This window comes from Streptomyces sp. NPDC059900 (genome assembly GCF_050270335.1).
In the GTDB taxonomy this organism is placed as follows: Bacteria; Actinomycetota; Actinomycetes; order Streptomycetales; family Streptomycetaceae; genus Streptomyces.
The window spans coordinates 1-15280 of the sequence record NZ_JBNNJZ010000164.1 but is presented as its reverse complement, the minus strand read 5'-3'; the positions used below and the strand labels follow the sequence as shown (position 1 = coordinate 15280).

The 15280-nt window shown below is 71.6% G+C and carries 3 protein-coding genes; all 3 read right to left on the bottom strand.

All coding sequences use genetic code 11. The features are described from left to right. Window positions 1-6131: amino acid adenylation domain-containing protein (locus tag ACQKIP_RS21795; protein WP_427743821.1), on the bottom strand; the 6131-nt coding region annotated here is incomplete at its 3' end. Window positions 6132-6141: 10 nt separating this feature from the next. Continuing rightward, a complete protein-coding gene (locus ACQKIP_RS21790) occupies window positions 6142-13923 on the bottom strand; it encodes an amino acid adenylation domain-containing protein (protein WP_365866030.1) in 7782 nt (2593 codons plus the stop codon). A gap of 42 nt (window positions 13924-13965) precedes the next feature. Next, entirely contained in the window at window positions 13966-15153 is a 1188-nt protein-coding gene (locus tag ACQKIP_RS21785; RefSeq protein WP_365866032.1) for an NAD(P)/FAD-dependent oxidoreductase, read from the bottom strand. Window positions 15154-15280: the final 127 nt, after the last annotated feature.

Here is a 15280-nt window from a genome sequence, read left to right as displayed (position 1 = left end):
CGTCCGGCCAGTTCCCGCGCCAGGCGGCCGGCGCGGACGTCGAGTTCGCGGTAGGTGAGCGATGTGCCGTCGGCGACCACCGCGGTCTCGTCCGGGGTGCGCGCCACCTGTGCCTCGACGAGCCCGCCGATCGTGACGTCCGGGGTGTGCGCCGCCGTGTCGTTGTACCGGGTGAGCAGCCGGTCGCGTTCGGCCGGGTCCAGGACGTCGATGTGCGCGGCCTTGAGCTCGGGAGTGGCCGCCAGCTGCCGCAGGACGCGCACGAGGCGGGCCGCGAGCGCCTCCACCGCGTCCCGGTCGAAGACGTTCTGCGCGTACTGGAAGATGAGCTGGAGGTGCGGGTCGACCGCCGCCATCAGGGTCAGCGGGTAGTTGGTGGCCGTGGAGGGGCGCAGGCCCGTGAAGGCGATTCCGTCAGCGGCGTCGGTGGCGGCGCTGATCCCCTCCTTGTCGACCGGGTACGACTCGAAGACGACCAGCGTGTCGAAGAGGGACGAAAGCCCGACGGACTGCTGGATCTGCGTGAGCCCGTAGTAGTGGTGCTCCAGAAGGCCTGCCTGCCGGCCCTGGAGCCGGGTGAGGACCTCGGCGAGGGTGTCGCCGGGCGCGTACGCGACACGTACGGGAAGGGTGTTGATGAACATCCCGACCATGGAGCCGACGTCCGTCACCGCGGGCGGACGTCCGGAGACGGTGGCTCCGAACACCACGTCCTGGCGGCCGGTGAGCTTGCTGAGCAGCAGCCCCCAGGCACCCTGGACCAGGGTGTTGACGGTGACGCCCAACTCGGCCGCCCGGCGGGAGAGTTCCCGTGCCTCCTCGGCCGGAAGGTCGATCTCCAGCTGGTCGACGCCCTCCGCGCCCGCGTCCTCGGAGCCGGGTGCGAGCAGCGTCGGCTCCTCGACCCCTTCGAGTTCGGCCGCCCATACCCGGGCGGACTCCTCCTCGTCCTGCCGGGCGCGCCAGGCCAGGAACTCGCCGAAGTCGCGGGTGGCGGGCAGCTCCGCGGGGTCGCCGCCGGATGCGTAGAGCAGGAGCAGGTCCCGCATCAGCAGGGGGGTGGACCAGCCGTCGATCAGGACGTGATGGGTGGTCAGCACCAGTTCGGCGCGGCCGGGTTCGAGGATGGCGAGGGCACAGCGCAGCAGCGGCGGGGTGTCCATGTCGAAGTGCGTGGCCCGGTCCTCGGCGAGGAACGCCTCGAACGTGTCGGTACGCTCCGGCTCGTCGACGGCCGTCAGGTCGAGGTACTGCCAGGGCAGGGTCACCGTGCGCGGCACGGCCTGCACCATGTCGCCGTCCGCCCGGTCGACGAACGCCGCCCGGAGGCTGGCGTGGCGTTCCAGGAGTCCCTGCGCGGCGCGGCGCATGCGCTCCGGGTCGACGTCGCCGGACAGATGGAAGACGAGTTGCATGTGGTAGGCGTCGAACGACGATCCCGCCAGCATCGTGTGGAAGAGCATCCCGGACTGCAGGGGGGTCGCCGGCCAGATCCTGGACAGCTCGCCGAACCTGTCCTCCCAGGTGTCGATCTCCGCCTGGCCCACCTGGACCAGGGGCGCGTCGCTGGGGGTCAGCCCGCCCGCGTCGGGCGTCGTGGCGTGCCGGGCCAGGGCGGTGAGCGCCTCGCACCACAGTCCGGCCAGTTCGGTGACGTCTTCGCGGCTGAGGACACCGGTCGGGAATCCGAAGTAGGCGGTCAGTTCGTCGCCGTCGGGGGCGCTGGTGGCGACCGCGTTGATCTCCAGGGACGAGAGGACGGTCATGTCCGCGTCCGGTGCGGCGATCAGGTCGCGGTGCGTGGTGTCGGGGGCCCAGCCGAGGCCGCGCAGTTCCTCGGGGATGTCGGCGCGGGAGGAGCGGCCCAGGTAGTTGAACCCGATCCGCGGCTCCGGCCGTCCGGCAAGGGCGGCGGCGGTCCGGGGGTTGAGGTGGCGCAGCAGGCCGTAGCCCATGCCGTTGTCCGGCACCGCGCGCAGTTGCTCCTTGACGGCCTTGATCGCCTGTCCGGCGGCCGGGCCGCCGGCGAACGCGTCCGCCACGTCGATGCCCGCGAGGTCCAGGCGTACCGGGAACATGGCCGTGAACCAGCCGAGCGTGCCCGACAGGTCCGCGCCGGGCACCACGTGCTCCTCGCGGCCGTGTCCTTCGAGGCGCACGAGCGTGGAAGCACCGGACTGGCCCCGCTGCTGGCGCCAGCGTGCGAGCGCCAGTGCGAGCCCGGTGAGGAGACCGTCGTCGGCGCCGGCGCGGAACACCGCGGGCACCGTGTTCAGCAGGGTCTGGGTCACGTCCGTCGGCACCTGGACGCGCACCGTGTCCACGGTGGCCGTGACATCGAGCGCGGGGTCGAGCTCCCGTGCTCCGAGCACCGGCTCGTCCCCGCTCAGGATCTCCTGCCACAGGGGCAGTTCCGCCGTGCGCCGCTCGCCGGTCGCCTCCTCGGAGAGCGCGTGGGCCCACCGCCGCAGCGAGGTGCCGGGCCCTGCGGGCTCCGGCGCGAGTCCGTCGCGGACGCGCTGCCAGGCGGAGACCAGGTCCGGGAGCAGGACGCGCCACGAGACGCCGTCGACGACCAGGTGGTGCAGGACGATCAGCAGGCGGTCCGCTTCCGTGTCGGAGGTGAACCACACGAACTGCGCCATGACGCCCGCGTCGGGGTCGAGTCGGTCCGCGGCCGCGTCGAGCTCGGCCTGTACGCCGGCTCCGTCGTAGGCAACCCGGCGCACCAGCGCACCGGCGTCGACGCTGCCCACCGGTTCCATCCGCAGGCCGGGGTTGACCCGGTCGAGCCGGGAACGCAGTGCGTCGTGCCGGTCGATGACGGCCTGGAGCGTCGCGTGCAGCGTGGCGCGGTCGATGCCGTCGGGCAGAGTCAGCAGCGCGGACATACAGAACCGGCCGATGCCACCGCTCAGCGCGAGGACGTGTGCCGCGGTCGGCGGCAGCGGAGCCCAGCCCACACCCCCGCCCGGCAGCTCGGCCAGAGTCACGCGCTCCTGGGCCTGCCGGCCCTCGGCCAGCTCCGCGAGCCGGGCGACCGTACGGTGTTCGAAGATCTCCCGCGTGGTGACGAGGACGCCGCGCGTCTTGGCGCGGGCCACGACCTGGATGGAACGGATGCTGTCGCCGCCGCTGGTGAAGAAGTCGTCGTCGACGCCCACCTCTTCGACGTCGAGCACGTCCGCGTACACCTCGGCGAGGACCCGCTGCGTCTCGCCCCGCGCCGCCCGGTACTCGGTGCGGGCGAACTCGGGCTCGGGCAGCGCGGCCCGGTCCAGCTTGCCGTTCGGGGCGAGCGGCAGTTGGTCGAGGACGACGAAGAGGGCGGGCACCATGTAGTCCGGCAGCCGGTCGGCCACGAACCGGCGCAGGTCGGCCACCGTGATGAGGGCGGCCGGGTCGCTCTCGCCGTCGGCGCCCGCCACGGGCGCCACATAGCCGACGAGCCGCGCGCTGCCGGTGTGGTCCTCGCGCACCGTGACCACGGCCTGGCCGACCGCGGGATGCTGGGCGAGGGCCGTCTCGATCTCGGTCGGCTCGACGCGGATGCCGTTGACCTTCACCTGGGTGTCGGCCCGTCCCGCGTACTTCAGGCGGCCGTTCGCGTCCCACATCGCCAGGTCGCCGGTGCGGTACATGCGGGCGCCGGGCGGGCCCGACGGGTCGGCGACGAACCGCTCCGCGGTCGTCGCGGCGCTCTGGTGGTAGCCGCGGGCGATCACACCACCCACGTACAGTTCGCCGATCACGCCGGGCGGGACCGCGGTGAGCTCCGGTCCGAGGACGTGGGCGCGCATATTGGCCAGCGGCTGTCCGACCGGTATCGCGCCGGTCTCGTCCCACTCCTGCGGGAGGGTGAACGTGGCGGCGTAGAAGCTCTCGGTCTGTCCGTAGGCGTTGATGACGCGCACGCCCGGCAGGGCCCGACGCACCTTGCGGACCAGGTCGGCGGAGAGCGCTTCTCCGGCGAAGACGACGGTTTCCACGTCGAGTTCGAGGCTGCCGGGGGCTCCGGTGCCGATCTGGTCGAGCAGTGCGGAGAAGACCGCGGGCACGGCGCTGACGGTCGAACCCGACCACGAGCCGCGTTCCGCGAGTTCGAGTACGTCGCGGACGATCTCGACGCTCGCTCCGGACGTGAGCGCGGTGAACACCTCGAAGACGGAGACGTCGAAGTTCACCGAGGTCGCCGCGAGCATCCGGGAGGCCGGCCCGACGCGGGTGCGCCGCCGCAGGTCCCGTACGCCGTTGATCACGCCGCCGTGGGTGATGGCGACGCCCTTGGGCGTTCCGGTCGATCCGGAGGTGAACATCACGTAGGCCAGGTGGTCCGGCCCGATCGGGACGTCCGGGGCGTCGACGGCGGGGCCGTCGAGGCGCACGTCGTCCAGGTACAGGACCGGCGACCGGGAGCCGGCCACGGTCTGTGCCGTCAGGCGGTCGGTCAGGACCAGTGCCGGATCGGCCGTGTCGAGCAGGAGGCCGACGCGCGCGGACGGGTACTCGGGGTCGATCGGCAGGTAGGCGCCGCCCGCCTTGAGGACGGCGAGGAGCGCGACCACGAGGTCGGCGGTGCGGGGCAGGGCCACGGCGACCAGGACGTCAGGACCGACGCCGCGCTCGCGCAGGGTCGCGGCAAGGCGGTCGGCGCGGGCCTCCAGCTCTCCGTACGAGAGCTCGGTCTGCCCGGACACCACCGCTGTCGCGTTGGGTATCCGCGCCGCCTGCGCGGATACCAGCTGCGGAATGGTGGACGCCGTCATCGGATCCGCCGTCTCGTTCAGGCGTGCCAGCTGCTCCCGTTCGGCGCCGGTGAGCACGTCCACCCTGCCGAGCCGCGTGCCGGGATCGTCGATCACCTGGCGCAGCACGCGCACATAGCGGTCGACGAGGCTCTGGGCCGTGGAGTGGTCGAAGAGTTCGGTCGCGTACTCGAGGCGTCCGTAGGCGCCTCCGGACGGGGCCGGGACGATGTTGAAGAACAGGTCGAACTTCGCGGTGCCGGTGCCCGCGGGGACGGGGGTGACCCGCAGACCCGGTATCTCGATCGGCGACCACTCGAACTGCCAGGCCAGCATCGTCTGGAACAGCGGCTGGTAGGCGGTGGTGCGGTCCGGGCTGAGGAGTTCCACCAGGCGCTCGAACGGAACGTCCTGGTTGTCGTAAGCGGCAAGGGCCCGCTCGCGCACCTGCTCCAGGAGATCGCCGAACGTGGGGTTGTGCGACAGGTCGACGCGCAGCACCCAGGTGTTGGCGAAGAACCCGATCAGGTCGTCGAGCTGTTCGTCGGCGCGCCCCTCGATCGGGCTGCCGATCGTCAGGTCGTTGCCGGCGCCGAGGTGGTGCAGGAGCACCGCGAGGACGGTCTGGGCGACCATCGGCGCCGTGGCGCCGTGCCCCGTGGCCAGTTTGCCCACTCCGGCGAGCAGGTCCGCGTCCAGCTCGAAGTCGACGAAGCCGCCGTCGTGGCCGGCCGCCGTCGGCCGCGGCCTGTCCAGCGGCAGCTGCACCGGCTGCGGCACCCCGGCCAGTTGCTGCCGCCAGTAGTCCAGCTGACCGGCGGCGACGCTCTGCGGGTCGTCCTCGTCGCCGAGCACCTCGCGCTGCCACAGCGTGTAGTCCTTGTACTGCACCGCCAGCGGGGCCCACTGGGGCGCGTTCCCCTGGTGGCGGGCCGAGTACGCCGACAGCAGGTCGCGCACGAACGGCGCCATCGACGCGCCGTCCGCGGCGATGTGGTGGAAGACGAACACCAGCACGTGCTCCTGCGCGGACACGCGCAGAACGGTGGTGCGCAGCGGGAGTTCGGTCTCCAGGTCGAAGCCCTCGCACGCGGCCCGGTGCGCCGCGGCGTCCACCGCGTCCGCGGCCACGTCGACCACCCGGAACTGGAGGGTCGCCTCCTGCGGGGGCACGATCCGCTGCTGCGGGGTGCCGTCCTCGTTCTCGGCGACCAGGGTGCGCAGGCTCTCGTGCCGGGTGACGACGTCCGTCACGGCGGCGGCCAGGGCCGCCGTGTCCAGCGGCCCGTCCAGACGCAGCACGAACGGGATGTTGTAGGTCGCGGACGGGCCCTCCAGTCGGTGGAGGAACCACAGCCGACGCTGGGCGAAGGACAACGGGATCATCGACGCACTCCTACACGTTCATCGGGCGCAGCATCGGGCGCAGCTGGGGTCGGTTCGACGTGGCCAGTTCCTCGATCCGCTCCGCCAGTTGGGCGACGGTCGGACTGCGGAAGATGGTGGTGACCTTCACGTCGACGTTGAGCTCGTTACGGATGCGGCCGATCAGCCGGGTCGCGAGGAGCGAGTGTCCGCCGTGGTCGAAGAAGTCGATGTCGATGCCGACCTCCGCGACCCCGAGCAGCTCGGCGAACAGCCTGCAGAGGACTTCCTCGTTGTGGTCGCGCGGTCCTCGTCCGGTCGCCGTCTCGGTCTGGTCCGGTGCGGGCAGCGCTCCTCGGTCGAGCTTTCCGCTCGGTGTCGTGGGGAACGCGGCCAGCGGCACGATCGCCGAGGGGACCATGTACTCCGGCAGGTGCTCACGGGCCAGGGCCGTCAGGGCCGTCAGGTCGAGTGCCGCCGGGCCCGCCGTGCCGTTGCCCGGCACCACGTAGGCGACGAGCCGCTGATCGTCGGCGCGGTCCTCGCGTACGACGACCACCGCGCCGTCGACGTCCGGGTGCGTGGTGAGCACCTGCTCGATCTCGCCGAGCTCGATGCGGAATCCGCGTACCTTGACCTGGAAGTCGGAGCGGCCGATGTACTCGACCTGGCCTTCCTGGTTCCAGCGCACGACGTCGCCGGTGCGGTACATCCGGGTGCCCGGCTCACCGAAGGGGCAGGCGACGAACCGGTTCGCGGTCAGTGCGCTCTGGCCCAGGTAGCCGCGGGCGAGACCGGTGCCGGCCAGGTACAGCTCACCGACGACGCCGGGGGCGACCGGGCGCAGCGCCGAGTCCAGTACGTACACCTGCGTGTTCCACACCGGTGCGCCGATCGGCACCCGGTCCGCACCCGGGATGTGCTGCCACGCCGTGACCTCGACGGATGCCTCGGTGGGCCCGTAGAGGTTGTGCACCCCGCAGCCGGGCAGCAGGTCGACGACCTTGTTGGCGAGCGCGGCGGGGAACGCCTCGCCCGCGACTTCGATCCAGCGCAGGCTGTGGCACTCCTTGGCGGAGGGTTCGGTGACGAACACCTCGAGCAGGGAGGGCACGAAGTCCGCGCCGGTCACCCCCTCGCGCTGGATCAGGTCGGCGAGGTAGGCCGGGTCGCGGCGGCCGTCCGGACGCGCGATGACGATGGCGGCACCGACCTGGAGCGGCGCGAACAGCTCGGGCACCGACACGTCGAAGCTCGCGGTCGTGCTCAGGAGCACCCGGTCCTCGACGCCGACGTCGAAGTGCGCGAGGCCCCACTTCAGCCGGTTCATGATCGACCGGTGGGCCACCTGCACGCCCTTGGGTCCGCCGGTGGAGCCGGAGGTGTAGATGACGTACGCGGCGTTGTCGGGCGTCAGCGCGCGCCGCGGGTTCTCCGGTGCGTACCCGGACACGTCCGGGAGGTCCGCGTCGAGCACCAGGAGCGGTCGCGCGCTGTCCAGGACGTGCCGCACCCGGTCCTCGGGCAGTTCGGGGTCCACCGGCAGATAGGCCGCGCCGGCCTTCACCACCGCGTAGAGCGCGACCAGCAGGTCCACGGAGCGGGGGATCTTCACCGCGACCAGCGTCTCGGGGCCCGCGCCCTGCTCGATCAGCCAGTGCGCGAGCCGGTTGGCGCGCCGGTTGAACTCGCCGTACGTCAGCCTCTCCCGCTCGCCGATCAGTGCCACGCGCTCCGGGTCGCGCTCCACCTGTGCCTCGAAGGCGCCCGGCAGGGTGTCCGCGGCGACCGGGTGTGCCGTGTCGTTGACCCGGCGCACCAGCCAGTCCCGCTCCTCGTCCGAGAGCACCTCGAGGGCGCCGACGGGCGTCTTCGGGTCGTCGAGGACCTGGTCGAGCACCCGCACGAGCCGGTCGGCGATCTCCTCGGCCGCGTCGCGCTCGTAGAGGTCGCGCTGGTAGTCGAGGGAGAGCCGCAGGTAGGGGTCGGAGGAGTTGAGGGTGAGCGGGTAGTGCGAGCCCGCGAAGGGGCGGATGGCGTCGATCGTGAAGCCCGCCGACGCGTTCGCCTCGACGATGCCCTCACGGTCGATCGGGTAGTTCTCGAACACGACGATCGTGTCGAAGAGTGCGGGCAGTCCGACGCCTCGCTGGATGTCGGCGAGCCCGTAGTAGTGGTGGTCGAGCAGGGCGATCTGGCGGTCCTGGAGCCCGGTGATGACATCGCCGACGCTGTGGTCGGGGCGGCAGAACACGCGGATCGGCAGGGTGTTGACGAACAGGCCGACCATCTCGTCGGAGCCGGGCAGGTCCGCCGGGCGTCCGTTGACGGCCGCGCCGAACACCACGTCCTGCTGTCCGGTGAGCTTCGAGAGCACGATCGCCCACGCGCCTTGCAGGAGCGTGTTCAGCGTGACCCCGAGTTCCGCGGCACGCCGGGCGAGTTCACGTCCCTTGTCGATCGACAGCGGGACCTCGACCCGTCCCAGCGCGGACGCCTCGCCCTTGCGGGGGGTGTCGGCGGCCACGAGGGTCGGCTGGTCGAAGTCGGCGAGCTGCTCGTTCCAGCGGGCGGCCGACGCCTCCCGGTCCTGTGCGCCGAGCCAGGCCAGGTAGTCGCCGTAGCTGCGGACCGGGCTGAGGTCGCGGGGGGCCTCGGCGTACAGCCGGATCAGGTCCTTGATCACCAGCGGCGACGACCAGCCGTCGAACAGGGTGTGGTGCGCCGTCATGATGAGCTTGGCCTGCTGCGGCCCGCAGGTGAGCAGTGCCAGGCGGATCAACGGCGGCCGGGCGGGGTCGAGTTGGTCGGCCCGGTCGTCGGCGAGCGCCTGGTCGAGCGCGGTGTCCTGCTCGGCCTCGCTGCGGCCGGTCAGGTCGATGTGCCGCCAGGGCAGGGCCACGTGTTCCGCGACGACCTGCACCGGGTCGCCGTCGGCGCCGGCGAGGAACGCGGAGCGCAGGTTCGGGTACCGCTCCAGGAGCGCTTGTCCGGCCGCCCGCATGCGCGCCGGGTCCACGTGTCCGGACAGGTGCAGCACGAACTGCATGTGGTAGACGTCGAAGGACCCGTCGGCGAGCGCGGCCTGGAACTGGATGCCGGACTGTCCGGGTGCCTGCGGCCACACCTCGACGAGGCGGCCGTAGCTGTCCTCCCAGGCGTCGATCTCGTACTGCTGCACCGAGACCAGCGGGGCGTCCGAGGGCGTGAGCCCGCCGATGCCCGGGCGTTCGGCGTGCGCGGCCATGCCGTGCAGCACCTCGACCCACAGTTCGGCCAGTTCGGTGGCCCGCTCGCGGGTCAGCACTCCGGTGGGGAACATGAAGGCCGTCTGGAGCCGGACGCCGCCGTCGGCGTCGGTGGCCACCGAGTTGACCTCCAGGGCGGACAGCGCGGGCAGGTCCGCGTCGGGCGCCGGGATCAGGTCGGCGGTCCAGGAGGCCGGGCCCCAGCCGTTCGCACGCAGGTGCTCGGGCACGTCGGAGCCGGAGATCCGGCCGAGGTAGTTGAAGCCGATCTGCGGCGCCGGGTAGTCGGCGAGCTGTGTCTCGGTCTCCGGGTTCAGGTAGCGCAGCAGCCCGTATCCCAGGCCCTTGTCCGGGACTCCGCGCAGCTGCTCCTTGACCAGCTTGATGGCCCGGCCCGCAGCGGGGCCGCCGGCCAGCACGTCGGCCAGGTCCACTCCCCGCACGTCGACCCGCGCCGGGTACATGGCGGTGAACCATCCCAGGGTCCGGGAGAGATCGGCGCCGGGGACGACGTCCTCCTCGCGGCCGTGTCCCTCCAGGCGGACCAGGGTCGAGCCGTCGGCGCCGCGCCACCGGTCCACCGCCAGGGCGAGCGCGGCGAGCAGCACGTCGGTGCCGGTGCTCTTGAACGCGGCGGGGAGCTTGGTCAGCACCGCCTCGGTGACGTCGACGGGCAGCTGGACCCGCACGGTGTCGAGCGTGGACATCACGTCGACGGCCGGGTCGAACGCCCGTGTGCCGAGCGGGAGGTCGGGCGCCTCCAGCAGGTCGCGCCAGTAGTCGAGTTCGGCTTCCCGCTCGGGCGAGAGCGCCTCGTCCTCCAGCGCCGACGCCCAGCGGCGGGCCGATGTGCCGACCGCGGGCAGCTCGGGCGCCTTGCCGGTGCTGATCTGCTGCCAGGCCTCGGCGAAGTCGGACATGAGGATGCGCCAGGAGACGCCGTCGACCACCAGGTGGTGGAGGACCACGAGCAGGCGGCCCGCGCCCGATCCGGCGGCGAACCAGACGAAGTCCGCCATGGTCCCGGCCTCCGGGGCCAGTCGTCCGACCGAGTCGTCCAGCTCCGCCTGCGCGGCCAGGAGCGACGCGGGATCGTCCCACCGGCCGTCGCACTCGACCCGGTGGATCAGGTCCGCCGCCCGGACGGCGCCCTGCGGGCGCACGTCGAGGGAGAGTTCGTCGCCGCGCACCAGTCGGGCGCGCAGCAGGTCGTGCCGGTCGAGTACGGCGTCAAGGGTCGCGGCGAGGCCGCTCGCGTCGATGCCGTCGGGCAGCTCGAACACCATCGACATGGCGAACCGGTCGGTTCCGCCACCGTGCTCGAAGATGTGCTTGGCCACGGGCTGCAGCGGCATCGGTCCGACGCCGCCGGTCTCGTCCTCCGCGAGCGCGGGAATCTGGTCCCGGCGTGCGGAGGCGACCTCGGCCAGGCGGGCCGCCGTACGGCACTCGAAGATCTCCCGGGTGGAGAGGACGAGGCCGCGGGACCGGGTCCGTGCCACGACCTGGATCGACCGCAGGCTGTCGCCGCCCACCGCGAAGAAGTCGTCGTCGACACCGATCCGGTCGGCGCCGAGCACGTCCGCGTAGGCCGCGGTGATGATCTTCTCGGCCTCGGTGCGCGGCTCCCGGTAGGTCTCGCCGAGGAACTCCGGCTCAGGCAGCGCGGACCGGTTCAGCTTGCCGGTCGGGCCCAGCGGCAGCCGGCCGAGGGCCACGAAGGCGGAGGGCACCATGTAGTCGGGCAGCCGGGCCGCGACGAACTTGCGCAGTTCGGCGGCCGAGGCCCCGGACTGCACGTCTACGTCGCCGATGCCGCCGGCGCCGTCGTCACCGACGGCTCCCTCGCCGGTGTGCACGACGTACGCGACGAGCTGCTTACCGCCGGAGGGCACTTCGCGGCTGATGACCACGGCCTCGCTGATGCCGGGGTGCCCGGTGATCGCCGTCTCGACCTCGGCGGTCTCGATGCGGAAGCCGCGGACCTTGACCTGGCCGTCGCCGCGGCCGATGCACTCCAGTTGACCGTCGGTGTTCCAGCGGGCCAGGTCTCCGGTGCGGTACATCCGCTCGCCCGCGGGGCCGAAGGGGTTGGCCACGTAGCGCTCGGCGGTCAGGACGGGACGGTCGTGGTAGCCGCGGCCCAGGCAGGTGCCGACGACGTAGAGCTCGCCGATCACGCCCTGCGGGACCGGGGCGAGGCCGGGGCCAAGGACGTAGGCGCGCATGTTGCCCAGCGGGGTGCCGATGGGCGCGACCTCGTTCTCCGTCCACTGAGCGGAGGGAGCGAGGGAGAAGGTGGTGGCGTAGAAGCTCTCGCTCTGTCCGTAGGAGTTGACGATCTGCACGCCGGGCAGGGCCTCGCGGACCTGGCGCACCAGGCGGGCCGGGAGCACGTCGCCCGCGAAGACGACCGTACGCACGTCGCTGGTCTTGTCCAGGTGGGCGACCAGTTCGCCGAGCACCGAGGGGACGGCGCTGATGACCTGGCCGTCCCAGCTGTCGCGCTCGGCGAGCGCGAGGGCGTTGGGCACCACTTCGGCGATGCCGCCGGTGGTCAGGGTGGTGAGGAGCTCGAAGACCGAGACGTCGAAGTTGACCGAGGTGCCGGCCAGCATGCGCCAGCCGGGGGGTGCGTCCAGGACGCGGACCAGTTCCCGCACGCCGTTGACGACGTTGCGGTGGGTGATCGCGGCGCCCTTGGGCTTGCCCGTGGAGCCGGAGGTGTACATGACGTAGGCGAGGTTGTCGGGGCCGAGTTGCGCCGTGCGGCGGGTGTCGCCCTGCGTCCGGCCCGGTCCGCCCCATTCGGCGCGGTGGTCGAGGTTGATGCTCGCCATGTCGTTCTGCGGCAGCTGCTGCCAGGTCGCGGTGTCGGTGACCACGAAGCGCGGGCGTGCCTCGGCGAGGACGCCTTCGGCACGGGCGCCGAGGTACTGCGGGTCCATCGGCAAGTAGGCGGCACCGGACTTGAGGATGCCGAGCAGGCCGACGACCAGGTCCTCCGTGCGCGGCAGCGCGAGGACCACCAGGTCTTCCGGGGACGCTCCGCGCCGGACGAGCTCACGCGCGACGTCGTCCGCGCGCTCGTCGAGCTCGCGGTAGGTCAGTGTCCGGCCGTCGCACTCTATGGCCGGGGCGTCGGGCGTCCGGGCCACCTGGCTCTCGAACAGCTCCGGGACCGTCAGCTCGGAGAGCTCGGTGGCGCTGTCATTGAACCGGGTGAGCAGCAGGTCCCGCTCGTCGTCGTCCAGTACGTCGACGGCGCCGATGGTGCGTCCCGATTCGGCCACGAGGCGGCTCAGTACGCGCACGAACCGGTTCGCGAGGTCCTCGACCGTGCCCCTGTCGAAGAGGGCGGTGGAGTACTCCAGGCGAACTCCCGCGCCGCCCGCGCCGTTCGGGACCATGTTGAAGAACAGGTCGAACTTGGCCGTTCCGGTCTCGATCGGATCGACCTCGACGTCGAGTCCGGCGAACTCCAGTTCCCCCAGCGGCTCCTGCCAGGCGAGCATCACCTGGAAGAACGGGCTGTAGGCGGTGGAACGGTCCGGGTTCAGGAGCTCCACGAGCCGCTCGAACGGCATGTCCTGGTTGTCGTACGCGCCGAGCGACCTGTCCCGCACCCGGTCGAGCAGCTGCCCGAAGGTCGGGTTGCCGGAGAGGTCGACGCGCAGCACCCAGGTGTTGACGAAGAACCCGACGAGGTCGCGCAGTTCCTCGTCCGTGCGACCCGCGATCGGCGCGCCGATCGGCACGTCGTCACCGCAGCCGAGGTGGTGCAGGAGCACCGCAAGGGCCGAGTGCATGACCATGGAGACGGTGATGTCCTGCTCGGCGGCCAGTTTCTCCACGGCCGTGAGCAGGTCGGGTTCGATCGTGAACTGGACCAGGTCGCCGTCGGAGCTCTTCGCGCCGCGACGCGGACGGTCGGTGGGCAGCGCGAGGGGCTGCGCCAGATCGGCCAGGGTCTCGCGCCAGTAGGCCAGTTGCCGGGCCGCGAGGCTGTCCGGGTCGGACTCGTCGCCGAGTACGTCCTGCTGCCACAGCGTGTAGTCCGCGTACTGCACGGGGAGCGGCTCCCACACCGGGGCGCTGCCCTGGCCGCGCGCGGAGAACGCCGAGGAGAGATCGCGCAGGAGTGGGCCCAGGGACTCCCCGTCCAGGGCGATGTGGTGCACCACCAGGACCAGCGTGTGCTCGCGCGGTCCGCACCGCACGAGCCTGGCGCGGATCGGCACGTCGGTGGCCAGGTCGAAGGTCTGCTTGGCCGCCTCGTCGACCGCCGACGCCCGCTCCTGCCGCGTGACCTCGACGACCGGCAGGCCGAACGGCTTGTCGCCGGCCGCGAGGACCTCCTGGTGCGGTACGCCGTCGTCGCCCTCGACGATCACCGTGCGCAGGACCTCGTGCCTGTCGATGACATCGCGGAACGCCGACTCCAGCGCTTCCACGTTCAGCTCACCGGTCAGCCGCAGGGCGAACGCGCCGTTGTAGGTCGGCGAAGGGCCTTCGAACCGGTCCACGAACCACAGCCGGCGCTGCGCGAACGACAACGGGATCATTGTGTCTCCAATATCGGCAAACCAGGGAGCGGGTCGGGTCACTCAGCTCTGGTCGAGCAGGGTCAAGAGTTCGTCGTTGTAGAAGTCGTCGATGGAGCACGCCCCCGACAGCGTCGAGAAGTACCGGTCGATCTGTTCCTGGTGTCCGACCAGCTTCCGCAGCATCTCGGCCCGCCCCTCGGGCTTGAGTTCGGCCACGTTGAGCGCGCCCTGGTAGTGGTTGAGGGCCTCGTTGCTCAGCTCGTTCTCGTAGCGCCGCAGCGCCGTCTTGAGCGCGGCGTCGTCGTGCAGCCCCTGACCGATCTGGTCGGTGAGCGACTGGGCCTGGACGAAGGCCTCGGTGATGCCGCGGGCGGTGATGGAGTCCTTGTGGGTCACGGCGTCGCCGACCAGCGCCCAGCCGGGGCCGTAGGCCTTGCGGAAGTAGTTCTCCTGGTGGCCGGTGCCGTACAGCTGCTCCTCGCGCTTGCCCTCCTGCATCCGCTCGTACAGCTCGGGGGCCGTCGTGCGGAAGGCGTCGAGGTAGGCCGGTTCGACGTCCTTGCGGATCTGGCCGAAGTCGGCCTGCGGGAAGTAGGCCATGAGCAGCGTGAGGTCGTCGTTGGTGGGCAGGACGCCGATCCAGCGTCCCGGCCGGTCGTACAGCTCGAAGTGCGCGGGGACCCCGGACCAGTAGCTGTAGTAGGTGCAGGTCAGGCGCGGGTGCTCGATGACGTTCTGCGCGCCTGCCTTGCGGGCGACCACGGAGCGCATGCCGTCCGCGCCCACGACGAGGCGTGCCCGCTCCGTCGTCTGGACGCCGCCGGGCGTGGTGTACCGCACGCCGACGACCCGGTCGTCCTCGAAGACCAGGTCGTTGACCGCGCAGCCCTGGCGGAAGTCGACGCCGGCCGCCACGGCACCCTCGGCGAGGATGGGGTCGAGCACGTAGCGCCGGGGCGCGTAGGTGGTGCGCAGGCCGTCGATCGGCAGGGAGAAGCCCTCGATGCGGACATCGGGCCCCTCGTAGCTCTGGTGGGTGATCGGCGTGCAGCCCGCGTCGCGGATCTTGTCGAGCAGCCCCCACCGGTTGAGCAGCGCCACGCCCTGCAGGTGCAGGTAGTGCGACGACAGCGTGTCCTGCGGGAAGCGCGCTTTCTCAAGAAGCAGGACTCGATATCCCTGCTGCGCGAAAAGCATGGCCGTCGGCGAACCCGCACAACGGGCACCTATGACAATTACGTCGTACATGGCACCTCTCCAACCGAGTGGTTTTTTGGATTCCAACGGCCGCAGCCGGGCATAAAGAAAATGCTAGCCGTGCGAACTCGCGGGATAAATACACATGGGACCTGCGGGTGTCCCGCCGGCGGGACAC